Annotated in this window: 13 protein-coding genes; 4 read left to right on the top strand and 9 right to left on the bottom strand. The window is 66.3% G+C overall.

The features are described from left to right. Window positions 1-135 precede the first annotated feature (135 nt). On the bottom strand, window positions 136-588 hold the full coding sequence (locus BGP17_RS09060; protein ID WP_286711746.1) for a MarR family winged helix-turn-helix transcriptional regulator: 453 nt from the start codon (window positions 586-588) through the stop codon (window positions 136-138). A gap of 142 nt (window positions 589-730) precedes the next feature. Between BGP17_RS09060 and BGP17_RS09055 the strand changes: the two genes are divergently transcribed. Then, a complete protein-coding gene (locus BGP17_RS09055) occupies window positions 731-1,501 on the top strand; it encodes an alpha/beta hydrolase (RefSeq protein WP_167301105.1) in 771 nt (256 codons plus the stop codon). Between the two features lie 60 nt (window positions 1,502-1,561). On the opposite strand, the gene BGP17_RS09050 is transcribed toward BGP17_RS09055, so the two are convergent. After that, the gene (locus tag BGP17_RS09050; RefSeq protein ID WP_167301106.1) at window positions 1,562-1,915 is read right to left on the bottom strand and encodes an STAS/SEC14 domain-containing protein; all 354 of its coding nucleotides are present in this window, start codon (window positions 1,913-1,915) and stop codon (window positions 1,562-1,564) included. Between the two features lie 40 nt (window positions 1,916-1,955). Continuing rightward, window positions 1,956-2,366 carry an acyl-CoA thioesterase gene (locus tag BGP17_RS09045; RefSeq protein ID WP_086131069.1) on the bottom strand — a complete coding sequence of 137 codons (411 nt, stop codon included), beginning with the start codon at window positions 2,364-2,366 and terminating at the stop codon, window positions 1,956-1,958. 217 nt (window positions 2,367-2,583) lie between these two features. On the opposite strand from BGP17_RS09045, the gene BGP17_RS09040 reads away from it, so the two are divergent. Together BGP17_RS09040 and BGP17_RS09035 are read left to right on the top strand one after the other, a co-directional pair. After that, the gene (locus BGP17_RS09040) at window positions 2,584-3,756 is read left to right on the top strand and encodes a glycoside hydrolase family 88/105 protein (protein ID WP_286711745.1); all 1,173 of its coding nucleotides are present in this window, start codon (window positions 2,584-2,586) and stop codon (window positions 3,754-3,756) included. Window positions 3,757-3,765: 9 nt separating this feature from the next. Continuing rightward, window positions 3,766-4,707, top strand: a complete 942-nt coding sequence (locus BGP17_RS09035; RefSeq protein WP_167301108.1) for a DUF4861 family protein — start codon at window positions 3,766-3,768, stop codon at window positions 4,705-4,707. 210 nt (window positions 4,708-4,917) lie between these two features. Here BGP17_RS09035 and BGP17_RS09030 read toward each other — a convergent pair whose 3' ends face one another. The 4 genes from BGP17_RS09030 to BGP17_RS09015 all read right to left on the bottom strand — a co-directional run bounded on the left by BGP17_RS09030 (window position 4,918) and on the right by BGP17_RS09015 (window position 12,126). Next, a complete protein-coding gene (locus tag BGP17_RS09030) occupies window positions 4,918-6,195 on the bottom strand; it encodes an alginate lyase family protein (RefSeq protein ID WP_286711744.1) in 1,278 nt (425 codons plus the stop codon). Between the two features lie 20 nt (window positions 6,196-6,215). Beyond that, the gene (locus BGP17_RS09025; RefSeq protein ID WP_286711743.1) at window positions 6,216-9,152 is read right to left on the bottom strand and encodes a TonB-dependent receptor; all 2,937 of its coding nucleotides are present in this window, start codon (window positions 9,150-9,152) and stop codon (window positions 6,216-6,218) included. Window positions 9,153-9,268: 116 nt separating this feature from the next. Further along, entirely contained in the window at window positions 9,269-11,146 is a 1,878-nt protein-coding gene (locus tag BGP17_RS09020; RefSeq protein WP_286711742.1) for a hypothetical protein, read from the bottom strand. 209 nt (window positions 11,147-11,355) lie between these two features. Continuing rightward, on the bottom strand, window positions 11,356-12,126 hold the full coding sequence (locus BGP17_RS09015) for a FadR/GntR family transcriptional regulator (RefSeq protein ID WP_167301111.1): 771 nt from the start codon (window positions 12,124-12,126) through the stop codon (window positions 11,356-11,358). An 88-nt stretch (window positions 12,127-12,214) separates the two neighbouring features. Here BGP17_RS09015 and manD point away from each other — a divergent pair, with 88 nt between their 5' ends. Beyond that, window positions 12,215-13,426, top strand: a complete 1,212-nt coding sequence (gene manD / locus BGP17_RS09010) for a D-mannonate dehydratase ManD (protein ID WP_286711741.1) — start codon at window positions 12,215-12,217, stop codon at window positions 13,424-13,426. A gap of 198 nt (window positions 13,427-13,624) precedes the next feature. On the opposite strand, the gene BGP17_RS09005 is transcribed toward manD, so the two are convergent. Beyond that, a complete protein-coding gene (locus tag BGP17_RS09005) occupies window positions 13,625-15,379 on the bottom strand; it encodes a hypothetical protein (RefSeq protein ID WP_286711740.1) in 1,755 nt (584 codons plus the stop codon). A 160-nt stretch (window positions 15,380-15,539) separates the two neighbouring features. Next, window positions 15,540-15,713 (bottom strand): YegP family protein, encoded by a 174-nt coding sequence (locus BGP17_RS09000; RefSeq protein WP_286711739.1) that lies wholly within the window; start codon window positions 15,711-15,713, stop codon window positions 15,540-15,542. Window positions 15,714-15,734: the final 21 nt, after the last annotated feature.

The following is a 15,734-nucleotide window of genomic DNA, read 5'->3' as shown; positions in this document are numbered from 1 at the left end:
ATCGGAACGACGGCGCCGGGCGCCGGGGAGTCAGCAAGACGCAACTTCATACATGGATCACCATCCGCCGGATCGACCGAACGGATTGCCGGGGAAGGTTGCGCCAACCTTGCGGAGCCGGCTGGCGAAAGGCGCCTAGCCCGCATTGCCCCCTGTCAGCGCCGCACGCAGCTGCAGGACCTGATCGTTGAGCGCGACCATCTGGGGCACGCTCAGCCCCGAATTGGCAAGCAATGCATCGGTGAGGCACGAAGCGCGGCTCCGCAGTGCCTTGCCCGGGGCGTTCAGGAACACCCGCACCTGGCGCTCGTCCTTCGGGTTGCGCCTGCGCGCGACGAAACCCGCAGCCTCCAGCCGCTTCATGAGCGGAGTTATCGTGCTCGGATCGAGCGCCAGCCGGTCGGCGATCGCCGAGATGGTCTGGCCGTCGCGTTCCCACAGCGTGCTCAGCACCAGATATTGCGGATAGGTCACGCCCAGCGAATCGAGCATCGGCTTGTAGAGCCGGTTGATCGCGATCGAAGTGGAATAGAGCGAGAAACAGAGCTGCGCATCGAGCGGCAATGGCTCGCCAGGGGTCTTGGCCACAAAATTCCTCGCTTCCGAATCATGAACTTACGACGAAAATACATATCGCGATAAATTTCCTCTGGACAAGAGGACCAAACGGGCGCAGTTAATGATTATCGCGATAAATAATGTCGCGGAAACTTTTGAAAGGAGACCTCAGATGACCAAGTCCAAGATGCTGCTCGCCGCCGCTGCCACCCTCGCCCTCGGCACGGCCCCCGCCTCGGCCCAGGAAAGGGCCGCCGCCCCCGTCAAGTCGGTCGTGCTCGTGCATGGCGGGTTCGTCGACGGCTCCGGCTGGATGGACGTGTACAAGATCCTGAAGAAGGACGGCTATGACGTCACCATCGTCCAGAACCCGACCAACTCGCTTGCCGACGACGTCGCGGTGACCAAGCGCGCGATCGCCGCCGCCAGCGGCCGGGTGATCCTGGTCGGCCACAGCTATGGCGGCGTCGTCGTCTCCGAAGCGGGCACCGATCCCAAGGTCGCCGGCGTGGTCTACATCGCCGCCTTCGCCCCGGACAAGGGCGAGTCGGTCTCGTCGCTGATCGCCAACCCGGCCCCCGGCGCCCCGGTGCCGCCGATCCTGCCGCCCCAGGACGGCTATCTGTTCCTCGACAAGGCGAAGTTCGCCGCCGCATTCGCCGCCGATGTGAAGCCCGAGGTCGCCCGGTTCATGGCGGACTCGCAGGTCCCCTGGGGCGTGGACGCCCTGGGCGGTGCAGTCACCAGCCCGGCCTGGCGCGTGAAGCCGAGCTGGTACCTGGTCGCCAGCGACGACCATATGATCCCGCCGGCGGCGCAGCGCCAGATGGCCGCGCGGGCCGGGGCCCATGTCAGCGAAGTCGCGGGCAGCCATGCGGTCTATGTCTCGAAGCCGGCCGCGGTCGCCGCAGTGATCGAGGAAGCGGCGAAAGGCGCGAAGTAGACCCGCCTCCCCTCCACTCCCCCGGCGCCGGGCTTCTTCGGAAGCCCGGCGTTCGGCGTCTCAGCGGCGCAGCAGCCAGGTGAGCGCGCTCTCGGCCCGTTCGAAGATGCGCAGATAGGGCTGGGTCATCTCGCGGCGCACCTGCATCCGCGCGATCGCGCTTTCGGTGACGACGGCGATGCGGCTCGCCTGGGGAAAGCCGGCGAAGTGGCGGCGAAAGGCGCGCACCGCCTCCTGGGCCTGCACCCCGCTGCGACGCATGTCCATGCGCAGGAGATAGCCGGGCACGAAACCCTCGGCGTCGAACTGGTCGCGCAGCTTGCGGGCATAGTCGCCCACCCGATCGGGCTCGAACATCGCGAGCCACTCGATATCGAGCAGATTCAATTCCTTGCGAAAGGTCACGCGGTACATCCGGCTCCTCTCGCAGCGAGAGGTTAACGGATCCTCGCCGTCAATCCTCGGCCTTGACGAAGAAGCGGTCGATCACTTCGCGCGCCAGCCGCGCGGGGCGAAGCGTCTCGGCATCAAGGCAGCACCAGCTCGACTTGACCTCGGCCAGCACCTCGCCGCCGCGGCGGATCACCGTCTCGTAAAAGGCCCGGGCGCCCTGCACCTTCTCGAGCAGCACGGTCGCGACGACATCGTCCTCGAGGAACGCGGGCTTGCGATAGGTGATCTCGTGCTTGAGCGCGACCCAGAGATGCTCGGCCACCGCCTCGACCGGCGCCAGCGCCTGCCAGTGGCTGATCACCGCCTCCTGGACCCACTTCAGATAGGAAGCGTTGTTCACATGCCCCATGAAGTCGATATCGTCCTGCGCGACGTCGATCGGAAACTCATAGGGAAGCGCGGTGCCTGACATATTCCCGCATCATAGGGCCTATCGGGTTTCGAAGCGACTAAAATCCCCGAAATCCGCGGACTTCGAGGAACCGGCGGATGCCGTAGCGTCACCCCGGCGCGACGAGGCAAACCCGCCCGGCCCGCACGACAGATTGGCCTTACCACTTGACTTGGACACAGCGGGCAAACATCGTCCGGGCATATCGCGGTGACAGCGGTAGCAGAGAGGAGACAAGATGAAACTGAAGCTCGCCGCCGCCCTCCTTGCCGGAGCCGCGCTCGCCGCCAGCCCGAGCGGCATGGCCCGCCCCGTGGCGCCGGCCGCCGCGCCCGCCCTGCCGAGCCGCATGCAGCTGATGGCGTCGATGGAGCGCGTCGCCGACTGGCAGCTGACGCATCTCGACGACCTGAGCTACATGCCTGCCGCCCGCCCCAGCACCAAGCGCGCGCGCGACTGGCAGCAGGCGACCTTCTGGGTGGCGCTCACCCATCTCGCCGACCGTTCGAGCAGCGTGCGCTACAAGGACGCGATCTTCTCCAAGGGCCGCGAGGAGGGCTGGAAGCTCGGCGACCGGCTCTACCATGCCGACGACCACATCATCGGCGCCGCCTGGATCTGGGCCGCGCGCAAGGGCGCCGGCGCCGCCGCACTCGCCCCGATGCGCGCGAGCTTCGATCGGATCCTCGCCGCCCCCAAGACCAACGACCTCCAGTTCGTCGCGCCCGAGCCCGGCGCCGGCGACCCGGGCTGCACCACGCGCTGGTGCTGGTGCGACGCGCTGTTCATGGCGCCGCCGACGCTCTGGGCGCTGAGCAAGGACACCAGGGACGGCCGCTACGCCAGCTTCGCCGACAAGGAATATCGCGCGACCACCGACTATCTGTTCGACAAGGGCGCGCATCTCTATTTCCGCGACAGCCGCTTCTTCGACCAGCGCGGCGCGCACGGCGAGAAGCTGTTCTGGAGCCGCGGCAATGGCTGGGTGTTCTCCGGCCTCGCCCGGATGATCCCCGAAATCCCGGCCAAGGATCCGCGCCGGCCCTATTACATCAAGCTGTTCAAGGAGATGGCGGCGAAGCTGGTGACGCTCCAGCGCGGCAACGGCTATTGGCCGCCCTCGCTGCTCGCCGATCCCGACCGCTCCCAGGACGAATCGAGCGGCACCGGCTTCTACGTCCATGGCATGGCCTGGGGCATCAAGGCCGGCCTGCTCGATCGCAAGACCTATCTCCCGGCCGTGACCAAGGGCTGGGCCGCGCTCGAGCACGCCGTTCAGCCGAACGGCATGCTGGGCTGGGTACAGCAAGTGAGCGACCGGCCCGATGTGGTGAAGGCCGAGGATGCGCAATTCTACGGCACCGGCGCCTATCTGCTCGCCGGCGCCGCGGTCTATGATCTGACGAGGTAAGGAAGAAGCATGAAGCACGCCCTCTGGTTGCTCGCCGCCCCGCTGCTGGTCGCGGCCGGGCAGGACAGCGCCCCGCCCGCGCCGCTGGCGACGCTCAACGTCCGCCAGGCCGATGGCAGCTACAAGCTGGTCGACCGGATCGACGTGCCCGCGGACCACAAGATCCATGACGGGCTGATCGCGATGGAGGGCCCGGGCTGGGAAAGCGACAGGATCGCCTATCGCCTGTACCTCGACGAGCGCAACGTGCCCGACATCTATGGCAAGAAGCTGCCCGGAAACATCCTGCCCACGATCGGCATGGGCAAGGACGACTATCATTCGATGGCGCCCTGGGGGCAGGACATCTTCCAGGTCGACCAGTCGCTGGGCATGGGCGGGATCGGCGTGCTGCGCGGCGGCGCGGCGACCCAGCTCGGCAAGGCGAAGGTCGGCGCGCGGGTGTTCAACACCGATCGCGCGGCGACGGTGCTGGTGACCAATACCGGCTTCCCGGGCGATGGCGGCCCGGCGGATCTCTCGACCACCTATCGGATCTTCGCGGGCTCGCGCCTCACCAATGTCGAGGCACGGGTGGGCGGCAACGTGCCGACGATGGTCGCCGGGCTGACGCTGCATGACGGGGTGACGAAGATCGAGAGCCCGAAGCGCGGCAAGTGGCGCTATTTCGCCACCTGGGGCAGGCAGAGCCTGGCCGGGGACGATCTGGGCATCGCCCTGTTCTACCCCGCCGACGAGGCGGCGGCGACGGGAAGCGACGGCAAGTCGCTCTATGTGCAGTTCTGCGATCCGCGGAACCTTCGCTACGCGTTCGGTGCGGCCTGGGTGGAAGAGCCGGGCGCGCCGAAGACCGAGCGCGAGTTCCGGAAATGGCTGGACGATACCGCGGCCGAGCTCGCCCGCCAGCCCTTCGTGGTGAGCACGGCCCAGAAGACCTGCCCGGCGAAATAGGCGGCGCCGAGGCCGGGCGGTTCCCCGGCAAGGGCCCGGGTCGGGGACTCATATTCGTATCCGCCCTCCCCGCGCAGGCGGGGAGGGCGGAAGGAATCGCAAAGGCCTGCCTGGGTTCTCAGCCTGGAAGAGGACCTCTCTCCCGTCCGAGATTCCGCCTCGATCGAAGATGACGCCCCTCCCCCGCGGCAAGCCCGAGGGAACAGCCGCTCAGCCCGGATTCTTCCCCTCGCCCGCCGCCGGCGCCGCACCGAAATAGCGCTTCAACTCGGTCTCCGGCGCGAGCGGATAGCCATCCCCCCAGGCCCCGCGCGCGCGCCGCATCAGCTCGTCGAGCTCGCCGGCATCGGGGCGCAGCTCGGGCATCGGCCAGGCATCGACCTTGCGATAATAGGGTTTCAGGAAATCGGTGGCGCCCTTCAGGCTCTTGGCGCCATCGGCATAGTTCCACACATCCACGCCCACGCATTTGGCCATGTCGGCGACGTCATAGGCGGCGAACAGCGCATAGATCGAGTAATGGAGGCTGCGCGTGCGGGCGAGCTCCAGCGGCATCTTGCCCTCGGCCGTGATCTGCGGCGAGATGCGCTTCTTGCCAAAGGCCTCGGCCACCGCCTTGGCCATTTCGGGCCGCCGCGCGAACAGGGCGAACTGCGAGGTCTGCGCGTCGAACCACATGCCGTGATTGTTCTTGGCGGCATTCTCCGCCTTGCCGTTCCTGCTCGTCTGCATCCAGTCGAGATAGTCGGAGAACCACTTCTCCAGGCCCTTCTGCTCCTCGGCGGTGAGCCTGGCCGAGGGGCCGATCAGCCCGATGCCGTCGACCACCCGCTCGAGCCGCGAGGTGTCGAGCACGCCCTCGGCACGGCCCTCCTCGCGCCCGGGCACGGCCTGGGCATAGTTCATATTGGGGTTCATCCGCGTTTCCGGGTTGAGGAACCAGGTGCGCACCAGGCTCGCGGCGCGCCCGGCATAGCGCGGATTGTCGGAGAAATAATAAGCGAGGCTCAGCGTCTCGACGTCCGAGCTCATGCCCTCCAGATCGGTGACGTCGAACTTGTCGGTGTTGCGGTCCGGATTGATCTCGCCGTCCTTGCGCATATAGGGCACGCCGCCCGGCTTGCTGGGATCCGGCCACCAATAGGGTGCGAGGCTGATATAGTCGTGCCGATCGCGCGACGGCGGGATCGTGCGCTTGTCGACCACCGTGTAGAGCGGCCGCTTCATCGCCGCCTCGGCCCGCGCGATCAGCGCGTCATAGGCCGCCTTCACCGCCGGATCGGTCTGGATCGCGGCCTTGAGCCGCATCATCGCGTCCGGCGCCAAGAAAAAGGTCCTGCGTCCGCCGAACGACGCGGAATATCCTTCCGCGCCGGCGCAGACCGGCTGCTGGGTATTTAGGCCAGGGGAGGCGATCCCGGCATGGGAGGCAGCCTGCGGCGCGAGCGCCGCAGCCAGGACGAGGAGAAGAGAGGCACTGCGGCGCATCGGAGGTTCCTTTCGCGTGCTCAGTAGCGGATCCGGACGCCGAAATAATATTGCGGCCCGCTCTCGCTCACTTCGGCGATCGAATCGTAGCCGCCCTTGTAGAACACGTCCCTGGTATTGGTGACGTTGAGCGCCTGCAGCTTGAGCTGGACGTTCCTGGTCACGTCATACTGGGCCGAAAGGTTCAGATAGCCCGCATCCTGCACGCCGCGGTTCGTGCCGCCGTTCGGCTTGTAGTAATGCGAACGGTAGCGATACATCGCGCGCAGCGAGAAGCCCTTGCGCTCCCAATAGACCGTGCCGTTGGCGACATATTTGGAAAGGCCGATCAGATTCTCGGGATCGAGATAGGTCGCCAGTGCCGAGGTATCCGGATACTGGAAATTCGCCAGGGCGATGTTGACCGAGCCGTTGATGCCGAAGCCGCTGAGGATGCCGGGCAGCCAGGTGAAGGCATGGCTGCCGGTGAACTCGAAGCCGTAGAGGCGGCGCATCTCGGGATCGTTGGCCGGCGCGATCAGGTTGACGTTGTAGGTCTGCTGGGTCGGCGCGCCGTTATCCACCTGAGTGGTGACCGAGATCGTCGTCGGGATGCCCGCCGAACGCGAGATCACCGATCCGCGCAGCCACTTGTAATAGCCGGCGATCGAGAAGAGCGTGTCGCGGCTCGGATAGAATTCCAGGCTCAGATCCGCGTTCCAGGCGCGCATCGGCTTCAGGTTGGGGTTGCCGCTGGTCGGGTTGAAGGTGACGCTCGACGCGCCGCCCGAGCCCGAAGTCGGGTTGAGGTTGATGCCCGCGCCGAAGCTCTCGATCGGCGAGCGCGACAGGGCGCGATAGCCGGCGGCGCGCAGCTTGATCTTGCTCGACAGGTCGAAGGCCAGGTTCAGGCTGGGCAGCCAATATTCATAGTCGCCCTTGAGCGTGTCGGTCTGGATCGTGCCGCTGGGATCGGCGGCAACGGTGTAATTGTCCGACGCGGTGTCGATCGTCACCTTGAACGGCAGGCGGAAGCCGACCGAGGTGATGCTGGTCTTCACATAGCGCAGGCCGATATTGCCGCTGAACGGCGTGCTGCCCAGGTCGCCGCCGAAGCTGGCCATCGCATAGGCGGCCCGGATCTTCTCGGTGACGTCGATGTCGCTGGGGTCGCGGCTGTCGGCCGGCAGTGCCAGCGAATCCTGGCCGGTGAAGGTCTTGAACAGGCACTGATTGTCGAAGGTCGCCCAGCTCGAGAGGTTGGTGTTGGTCGTCGGGAAATATTCGCTGGTCGGGAAGCTGCGGCGGCAATTGGCGTTGGCGCTGCCGATGATCTGCGCCACGTTGGTGAAGCTGCCATAGGGCACGATCGTGTTCAGGTCGGTGTTGCGGTTGTTGTCCAGCGTGCGCTGGTGCTCCGAATAGCGGCCGCCCGCCTTGATCGACTTGATGAAGCCGTCATTGGCGAACCGGTATTCCGCGTCGAGGCGGCCGGCCCAGATATCGTCCTTGCGATCGGTGACGAAGCGCTGGCGGGCATAGACCGAGGTGGCGGTGTTGGCGGCGAAGCTCGCCGGATTGTTCACGTCGAAATTGAAGAAGGTGACGCGCGGGACGATCGGGCTCTCCGAATAGTCCAGCTCATAGCCGACGCGCGCGGTGGAGCGCATGCGGGTCGCCTTCTGCGTCTCGGTGCGATGCGAGTCGGAGAAGCTGCCATCGGCGGTGATGATGAAGTTGCCCGGCTTCCAGGTAACGGTGGCGCCACCGCCCTTGTAGGTCTCGTCGCGCTCGCGCAGCTCGAGCTGGTTCTCGATGTTCGAATTGCCGCTGTACTTGATCAGCGCGCCCTTGCTGAACCCATTGGTGCCGTCGCCGATAAGGATCGGCTTGATGCCGCGCAGCGCCTCCGCGATCGACAGGATGTTGCGGTTCTCGGTGGATTCGCGCTTCGACCATTGGCCGTCGAGCGAGATGTCGAGATTGGGGGCCGGGCGCCATTGCAGCGCTCCGATCACGGCGTTGCGCAACTCGCGCGTGGTCTGCTGGCGGAAGTTGCGCGACTGGGTGGCGTAATAGGGGGTGCCGATCGTCTCGCCGATGCCGGCGCGCGGCGCGGCGCCGACCTGGCAGTTCACTGCGGCGCCGGCGGCGTTGTTCGCGGCCGAACTGGTCGAGATCAGCGTGCCGTTGCTGGCCGAGGTGTTGCACGGCACGAAGTTCGAATTGCCGTTGTAATAGTCTTCCGGCGCAGCGACGTCCTGGCGCTGATAGCCGATCGCGATGCCGATCTCGCCGATGCCGGTGCGGAACTGCTTCACCAGGCTGGCATTGGCGCGATAGCCCAGGCCGTCGCGGCCGATGATCGCGTCGTCCTTGGGCAGATACGAGCCGCGGATCTCCGCCTGGAAGCGCGACTTGCCATAGTCGAGCGGGCGCATCGAGCGCAGCTCGATCACGCCGCCGATACCGCCTTCGAGGAAGTCGGCCCGCTGGGTCTTGTAGACGATGACGCCGTTGACCAGCTCCGACGGGAATTGCTGGAAGGCGACGGAGCGGTCCTGGCCCGCGGTCGACACTTCGCGGCCGTTGAAGGTGGAGAAGCTGAGCGTCGGGCCAAGGCCGCGCACCGAGAGCTCGTTGGCATTGCCCTTGAAGCGATCGGCCGAGACGCCGGTGATACGCTCCAGCGTGTCGCCCACGCTATTGTCCGGCAGGGCGCCGATCTCGTCATTGACGATGCCGTCGAGTATGACATCGGCATTGCGCTTCACGTCGATCGAGCTGCGCTGCTCGGCGCGCGCGCCGGTGACGATGATGGCCTGCTCCGCATCCTGGGGCGCCGCGCTGTCCGCCGGGGCGGGATCGGGCGCGGTCTCGGCGGTCTGCGCATAGGCGGGCATCGCCGCACAGGCGGATGCCAGCAACGCCAGGCGCAGCGAGTTGCGTCCGAAAGCGGAAAAAACAGTCCCAGGCATGGAATCTCCCCGTCAGTTATTACGCCCGTTTTCGGGTCTGGTGGCGTGGTAAGGCCAATTTGGCACCGGTGTCAACCCAATTGGCCAGCGCGGGCGGCCCGGGATCGTAACGCCTGTCACTTGTAGCTGAGCGACCAGGTCAGCGTGAGCGGCGCGGCGAGGCGCCTGCCCGCCAGCGTGCAGCGGACCAGCGAGGCGAAGGCGCCGGTGGGTGCGCGATATTCCTTGCCCGTGGCCGGGCCGACCGTGCAGCCGTCATAGCCGGTAGCGGAGAAGCCGGTCACCTCGCCCGCCCCGAACCTCACGGCGCCGGGCCCGGCGCTGCGCGGATCGCCCGAGAAGCTGGCGAATTCGAGCGCGACTTCGGAAAGATCGACGGGCGCGGCCGCGCGATAGACGTCGGTGCGCGTGATCCTGCCCGGCGCGAACTCGTAGCGGGTGCTCACGGCGATCCGCTTGTCGGGGGCGGGCGCGTTGCCGCCCATCCGGTCCATCGCGTCCTGCCGCCAGCCGACGATCGTGCGATCGCCCCGGCGCTGCCAGGTCACGTCGCGGAACCAGGCAAGCGGCATCAGCACGCTGCCGTCGGCGAGCGCGAAGCGCGGGGTGAGCTGGGGGAAGCTCGCATCCGCCGATCCCTGGAGCATCCCGCCCGCGAACGGGATCGGGAAATAGGGATTGTGCATGTGCTGGTCCTCGGCGCCGTTGATGATCGGCAGGCCGATGACGTGGCCACGATCGCGCAGCGTGAGCAGCGCGCGATCCTGCGCGCCGCGCGCGAACCAGGTGAAGCGGGCGGCGGGCAGCGTCTCCAGCCAGGCCGCATAGCCGGGCGACGGCGCGGCGCGCTTGTAGCCCAGCGCGTTCCACAGCGCGTTGGTGTAGATATACTGGCGCGCCAGGCTCAGATTCTCGCCCAGGATCCGATGCTTGCCGCGATAGCCGTCGGTACGCCGGCCATCGTCCCACAGGTTCACCGAGCCTGTGGCCGGGTTCAGCCAGAAATCGGCATAGCGCGCGGCGATCCGGCTGGAGAGCGCATAGGCCATGTCGCGCTCGCGCGGCGCGAGCACCCCCAGCTTCGCTGCGGCGGTGAGCACTTCGAGGAACGCCGTCTCGCCATAGGCGCCGATGCTGCGGCCATATTCCCAGCCCTCGCCGGTGAGCGTCGCGCGCGCCAGCATCAGTTCGGCGGACTTGCGCAGCCACGCCTTCACGTCCGGCGTGGGCGCCATGCCGGTCTCGATGAAGCGCTGGGCGATCTCGCCGATCAACAGCACCGAATAGCGATCGAAGCGGCCATGCCCGTCCGTCTCGTCGGCAAAGCCATATCTGCCCGAATAGGTGCGGTAATGCGCGAGCATCCGCTTGAGCAGCGCCCTGGACGCCGTCTCGTCCTCCCAGCCGAGCAGGTAGCGCAGCCGCGCGACGCTGAAGGCGACGCCGTAGTAATTGTTCGGCAGCCCGTGCAGCAGGTCGAGCGACCGCGCATCGACGAAGCTGCGCCAGTCGAGACGCTGGCGGAGGCGCGCCAGCGTTTCGGGGCGCACCGCTTCCTCCAGCAGCCCGGCCTGTTTCAGCGCATGGAGGGCGGAGACATAGTAATAGATGCCCCAGCTGTCGTTGGGATCGGCGACGGTAAGGTCGGCGATCTCGCGATAGCCGGCGAGATATCCGGCAAGGCGCGGGTCGCCGCGGGGGGTATCGAGCAGGAGATAGTGCAGGCCCGAGGCGATCTTGCCGGGCAGGAACTTGTCGCCGCTGTCGAACACCGGCACGCCGTCCAGCCGCATGTCGCGCTTCTCGCGCAGCAGCTGGTGGAGCAGGCTCTCAAGCTGCGGCATCAGCCGCTCCTCGATCGTCGCGTCCATCGGCGGCGCCGCGACATAGACGGGGCCATGCGGCGCGGGCGCGGCTTGCTGCGCGACCGCGGCCGGGCTTGCGAACGCCGCGAGACAGGCGGCACCGAGCAGTGCACGCGAACGATTCTTCAATTGGCCTCTCCTTTTGGTCAGGCCAATTTCCATCTCACGGTAATCGGTGTCAAGCCACTGCGTCACGGAAAGCATTGCCCCGATTTCCGCCATGCCCGCACCGGCGGGGAATCCGGGGCAAGGGAGCAGCCCTCCGCACTCCGAACCCCGCCTGCGCGGGGATGGCGCGAAAGGACGGCGATGACGAGAAGGGGCCGAAGGCGCGAACCTCAGGCCGATCCGATCCTGAGCCGCTGGGCCACGCTGTTCCGGCGCGCGTCAATCTCGCTGCGGGCGCGCTCCATCGCTTCGAGCTCGGTGGCCTCGAGCAGGTCGTCGACTACGCCGCGCAAGTGGCGGCGCATCGCATTGCGCGCGGCATGCGGATCGCGTGCCTTGAGCGAATCGAGGATCGGGCGATGCTCCTCCACGCGCGGCGTGATGCCGCCACGCTTGGCGCGCGCGAACATGTTGGCGGCCAGCGGCGACTTGGTGCGCAGTTCCCACAGATACTCGACCACGCTGCGGATCGCGGCGTTGCCGGTGGCATTGGCGATGGCGAGGTGGAAACGGTGATCGGCATCCATCACGGCGGGCTCGTCCGAATCGTCCGCCCCCATGTCGTGCAATATGGCTTCGAGTTCCTCGATCTGTTCGTCGGTGATCGAGACCGCGGCAAGCGCCACCGCCTCGCCTTCGAACAGGATGCGCGCCTCGGTCAGGTCGAAGGCGCCAACGTCGAAATTGAGCGCATCGGCACGCTCGCCGCTGCCATGGTCGCGGCGCGTGACATAGAGGCCCGAGCCGTGCCGCGCTTCGATCCAGCCCTTCATCTCGAGCGCGATCATCGCTTCGCGGATCGTCGGCCGGCTGACCTTATACTCTTCGGCCAGGTCGCGCTCGCCGGGCAGCCGGCTGCCGGGCGACCATCGGCCGGCCTCGATCGCCTCGGTGATCGAAGCGGCCACCCGCTGGTAGAGCTTGTTGCCGGTAATCTTCATCGCACCCTCATTGTTACACTACCTCGTAGGTTGACACGATAGGTCATACAAGTGGATATTGGCCTGACCACTTCCAGGGGGTTTCGTTTTGCCACGTATCACTGCCGCCCGCGTCATCGTGACGCGCCCCGGCCGCAACTTCGTCACGCTGAAGATCGAGACCGACGAGGGCGTCTACGGCCTTGGCGATGCGACGCTGAACGGGCGCGAACTGGCAGTGGCGAGCTACCTCGCGGACCATGTGATTCCGTGCCTTGTCGGCCGAGATGCCCATAGCATCGAAGACATCTGGCAGTATCTCTACAAGGGCGCCTATTGGCGGCGCGGCCCGGTGACGATGACCGCGATCGCGGCGGTCGACATGGCCTTGTGGGACATCAAGGGCAAGCTGGCGGGCATGCCCGTCTACCAGCTGCTGGGCGGCGCCGCCCGCGAAGGATGCATGGTCTATGGCCATGCCAATGGTAGCGATATCGCGGAGACGATCGAGCGCGCGCAGGAATATCTGGAGCAAGGCTATCGCGCCGTGCGCCTCCAGTCCGGCGTGCCGGGCATGGCGACGACCTATGGCGTGTCGGGCGAGCGCTTCTATTACGAGCCGGCCAAGGGATCGCTGCCCGAGGAATCGCAGTGGAGCACGGCGAAGTACATGCGCTTCGTGCCCGAGCTGTTCCAGAAGGCGCGCGACGCGCTGGGCTGGGACATCCATCTGCTGCACGACGTCCACCACCGCCTCACGCCGATCGAGGCCGGGCGGCTCGGCAAGGACCTGGAGCCCTATCGCCTGTTCTGGCTGGAGGACGCGACGCCCGCCGAGAACCAGGCGGCCTTCCGGCTGATCCGCCAGCACACCACCACGCCGCTGGCGGTGGGCGAGATCTTCAATTCGATCTGGGACGCCAAGCAGCTGATCGAGGAGCAGCTGATCGACTATATCCGCGCGACCGTGGTGCATGCCGGCGGCATCACCCATCTGCGGCGGGTGGCGGCGCTCGCCGATCTCTATCAGGTGCGCACCGGCTGCCATGGCGCGACCGACCTTTCGCCGGTGTGCATGGCGGCGGCGCTGCATTTCGGCCTGTCGATCCCCAATTTCGGCATCCAGGAATATATGCGCCATTCGGAAGAGACGGACGCGGTCTTCCCCCATGCCTACCGCTTCGAGCGGGGCCTGATGCATCCGGGCGACAAGCCGGGCCTTGGCGTGGACATCGACGAGGCCCTCGCCGCGAAATACGAGTATAAGCGCGCCTATCTGCCAGTGAACCGGCTCGAGGACGGGACGATGTTCAACTGGTGAGCCGCTGCAGGCCCGCCGGGATCGCCTCGCGGCGCGGAAGGGTACGAAGTTGACGCTATGGGGGCAGGTTTCGCCCTCCCGTGACGGTGCCCCTGGCTGGCCGGGGCGCGGGAGAAGGCGAGCGGCTGCCGCATCCGGCCTGCCAGGCATGCCCAGGGCACGGCGCCCCATCCCGCTGGACGAGGCGCCGCACCTTGCTCAGGCCCCTTCCGGACGGGACTTCGATCCGATCCTGGCCTGCGCCTCGGCCACGCGCGCAAAGGGTGCCATGTGGCGCTCCGAATGCTCGAGATCCTGCTGCCAGGCGCGGGTGATCGTCAGTGTCGCTTCACCGGCCGCGCGCCTGACGAGATCGCCCGGATCCTCCGCCAGGCCGCGCGTCGCTGCGATCCGGCCGGTCTCGGCGAGCTGGTGCTGCGCCTCCGGCATGTCGGCATAGACTTGCTTGACCAGCTCGCCGAGCACCACGGCGTCGATGAACTCTTCCGGCGGGCAGGTAAGGCAAGGCCAGGGACCCGGCCTGGGGATCGGATCCAGCTCGATCGCGACCAGGCGCAACGCGTCGCGATTGAAATGCCAGACCCAGCACGGGCCGAGCGCGCGGCCGAGCAGAGTCTGCGCGGCAAGGCCGAGCGACACGGAATCGGCGAGCGGATGATATTCCTGCTGCCCGAAATAGCCGAACTGCTGGAGCTTGAGATAGCCGAGCGTCATCGCGTTGCGCCAGGCCGGCGAAGCCAGCCAGATGCCGACATTGACGAAATAGCGCATGACCTTCTCGAACGGCACCTTGTCCGGCGCCGCCTGCATGCCCACCAGGTTGATGTCGAGCCAATGGTGCCAGGTCGAATCGACGACGACACGGCCGAGGTCGATCTGCTGCCCGTCATAGACGGAAACGAGCGGAATCGTGCGGAAGTCCTGCTTGCCCTTGGCCGGCTTGAGCGGCGGGCTGGCCAGCGTGTTGCCGCGCGCGATCACCTTGGGCAGCGGGCGCTTGCCGTTGACGGTAGGATAATGTTTCCCCGAATAGCCGCCGAACGCATATTCGGCATTGGCCTGGTTCTCGAGCCAGCTCTGCTCGGTCGGCTCGTAGCACGAGCCTTCGTGCGGATGGTCGGGGAAGACGTCGATCGGGCCATGGCTGGGGTGGCAGAAGATCGGGTGCGGCGCCTGGCGCTTGAACAGCCATCCCCCCGAACTGTACTCGGGCACCCAATGCACCGGCTGGGGCGTGGCGTCGCTCTGGTTGTCGAAGAGGATCGTCGCCTGACCGGAAGCTTCCTGCGGCGTGGCGGGCTGGTTCGTATCAAAGCGGGTCGGGAGTTCCACCGTGGTGGTGCCCTGCGCGACCGTCCACCGCCGCATCGTGTTCACGCGCGGGATGCGCGAGCACATCGAGGCGCCGAGCGTGTGATGATCGCCCGTGGCAAACAGCCCGCCCTGCCGCTCGTTCATCCAGCGCGTCAGCGCCGCGAGCTCGGCATCGCTGGCGGGGTTGTACTTCGCCATCGCGAAGACCGAATCGATCGACGGGTTGAGGCTGTTGGGGTCGTTGTCCGGCCCGTTGCCGGGCTGCAGACCGAAGCACCAGACCTGGTCATAGTGGTTCAGCACCGGGTCGCCGGGGCCGCCCTGATCGAAGCGGAAGCCGGTATATTTGAACTCGGCGGGTCCGGGCGAATCGCTGGTCGCGGCCACGCCGTTGCGCGTCGCGAGCGTGACCGAGAAGGACGCGAAGCCGGCCGAGAAGCTGCGCAGATGCGCGATCGCCATACTGAGACCGAACAGGTTGGCGTCGTCCAGATCGGTCGGATCGGCAGCGGGCGTGATCCGGATGCCGCCATCGACGACGATCAGGATTCGCGTCCTCCGGAACCACAGCTTGATGTGGCTCTCGAGGAACGCCGCATCGACAATGCGGTTTTCGAGAAGCTTATCTATTTCGAACATGGCGCATCTTTCTCTGAAAGAGTGGATGCGACGCCGTTTTCTTTTGCGAAGAATTGGCGCGAATAACCATATCTACTTCAGACGAGCCTATCCGCGCGCCCATGGCATTATCATGCCATGGAACACCCTCTCAACGCGATCTATGTCTGAATCGGATAGATCAGCCTTCTTCGACCGGCGCGCCCGGGCCGTTCTTCAGGATCGATTCGATCGCGTTCTTCGCGTTCGCCTTGCTGGAATAGCCTTCGGTCCAGAAGATAATTTCGCTGTTATACTTGAACTTCGCGACATACTCGCCGGCCTTGTTCTGCTCGATCACGAACTTGTGTGCCATTGGCTTTCTCCCGAACTAGAA

It is taken from the genome of Sphingomonas sp. 67-41, from assembly GCF_001899725.1.
GTDB lineage: Bacteria > Pseudomonadota > Alphaproteobacteria > Sphingomonadales > Sphingomonadaceae > Sphingomonas > Sphingomonas leidyi.
The sequence above is the reverse complement of the archived record's forward strand: the minus strand, read 5'-3'. Positions and strand labels throughout refer to the sequence as shown.

What these genes read in the sequence shown, in the direction of transcription:
- BGP17_RS09050 (WP_167301106.1), bottom strand. Translation starts at nt 1,915, where the DNA reads ATGTACCGCGTGACCTTTCGCAAGGAATTGAATCTGCTCGATATCGAG.
- BGP17_RS09040 (WP_286711745.1), top strand. Translation starts at nt 2,584, where the DNA reads ATGAAACTGAAGCTCGCCGCCGCCCTCCTTGCCGGAGCCGCGCTCGCC.
- BGP17_RS09000 (WP_286711739.1), bottom strand. Translation starts at nt 15,713, where the DNA reads ATGGCACACAAGTTCGTGATCGAGCAGAACAAGGCCGGCGAGTATGTC.
- BGP17_RS09030 (WP_286711744.1), bottom strand. Translation starts at nt 6,195, where the DNA reads ATGCGCCGCAGTGCCTCTCTTCTCCTCGTCCTGGCTGCGGCGCTCGCG.
- BGP17_RS09025 (WP_286711743.1), bottom strand. Translation starts at nt 9,152, where the DNA reads ATGCCTGGGACTGTTTTTTCCGCTTTCGGACGCAACTCGCTGCGCCTG.
- BGP17_RS09005 (WP_286711740.1), bottom strand. Translation starts at nt 15,379, where the DNA reads ATGTTCGAAATAGATAAGCTTCTCGAAAACCGCATTGTCGATGCGGCG.
- BGP17_RS09035 (WP_167301108.1), top strand. Translation starts at nt 3,766, where the DNA reads ATGAAGCACGCCCTCTGGTTGCTCGCCGCCCCGCTGCTGGTCGCGGCC.
- BGP17_RS09015 (WP_167301111.1), bottom strand. Translation starts at nt 12,126, where the DNA reads ATGAAGATTACCGGCAACAAGCTCTACCAGCGGGTGGCCGCTTCGATC.
- BGP17_RS09045 (WP_086131069.1), bottom strand. Translation starts at nt 2,366, where the DNA reads ATGTCAGGCACCGCGCTTCCCTATGAGTTTCCGATCGACGTCGCGCAG.
- BGP17_RS09055 (WP_167301105.1), top strand. Translation starts at nt 731, where the DNA reads ATGACCAAGTCCAAGATGCTGCTCGCCGCCGCTGCCACCCTCGCCCTC.